The 903-nt window shown below is 32.3% G+C and carries 2 protein-coding genes; one reads left to right on the forward strand and one right to left on the reverse strand.

Going from position 1 to position 903, the window contains the following annotated elements:
• Positions 1-206: hypothetical protein (locus ACFIL8_RS11190; RefSeq protein ID WP_375612683.1), on the reverse strand; the 206-nt coding region annotated here is incomplete at its 3' end.
• A 112-nt stretch (positions 207-318) separates the two neighbouring features.
• Between ACFIL8_RS11190 and ACFIL8_RS11195 the strand changes: the two genes are divergently transcribed.
• Positions 319-651: a helix-turn-helix domain-containing protein gene (locus ACFIL8_RS11195; RefSeq protein WP_375612684.1), complete on the forward strand. Its 333-nt coding sequence runs from the start codon at positions 319-321 to the stop codon at positions 649-651.
• Positions 652-903 lie beyond the last annotated feature (252 nt).

The following is a 903-nucleotide window of genomic DNA, read 5'->3' on the forward strand; positions in this document are numbered from 1 at the left end:
TCTTGCATTAATCTCTGCAAGCGCTCGGGATAAAAAAAATCTTCTGGACGCAAATCTATCCCATGATCACGTGCGTAATCTAAAATTTTTTGCTGGTGTTTTGCTGGCATGTCACGCCATCTATAAACAGATGACACATCTCTTTGCACTATGGTTGCTACAGTTTTGAAACCACCTAAATATTTTATAATTAATCTCGAAGGCATATGTAATCTCCATAACAGCACAATAAATAATTGCACTTTTTACATATGTCAACAAAAAATGCACCTTTCACATTTTTGCATTTTACGTATTTTTAGGGATAATATTTAAATTATGAGTAGCAATATTGAAAAAAGTATCCAACAATGGCTAGAAAAAAAATTAGACGAGCGCGGACACGGTGCTCAAATAGAACTAGCCGCCTACTTGGGAATCCATCAATCCACTATAAGCAGAATGATTAATCCTTACAAAAATGGAAAATCAAGAAGCATAAGTATTGGGGAATTAGTTAAAATAGCTGAGTTTTTTAACGAGCCCCCCCCCAATTTCTTCAATGATGTTGATCAAGAATTTATGAATTTTTATCGTGATCTTTCTGAAGAAAACAAGAAGTCTGTGATTTTATATATTGAGTTTTTAAGGCAATCAAAAGATAAGTTATAGTTTCCTTTTCTTTCTGAGAAAACCCTTTTAAAAGATTAGAATCTTGTTCCGCTATTTGCATTTTGTATCTCCATAAATTGTGGATAGTGCACTTTTTAAAAAAACATATCTAGCATAAATATGCACTTTTTACATTTTTATGTTGACACTTGCACTTTTTGCATATATTTATCTCCCATATCTTAGAAAATAACTTTTGCCAATAGGCAGTATGGAGGCATTTGTGAATAAACCAGTGTTTATAAATTCTGA

The sequence above is a fragment of the Bartonella sp. AP57NXGY genome (assembly GCF_042195805.1).
Taxonomy (GTDB): Bacteria; Pseudomonadota; Alphaproteobacteria; order Rhizobiales; family Rhizobiaceae; genus Bartonella.

Bases quoted from the DNA above. Each gene is read 5' to 3' on its own strand.
- ACFIL8_RS11195 (WP_375612684.1), top strand. From the start codon at position 319: ATGAGTAGCAATATTGAAAAAAGTATCCAACAATGGCTAGAAAAAAAA.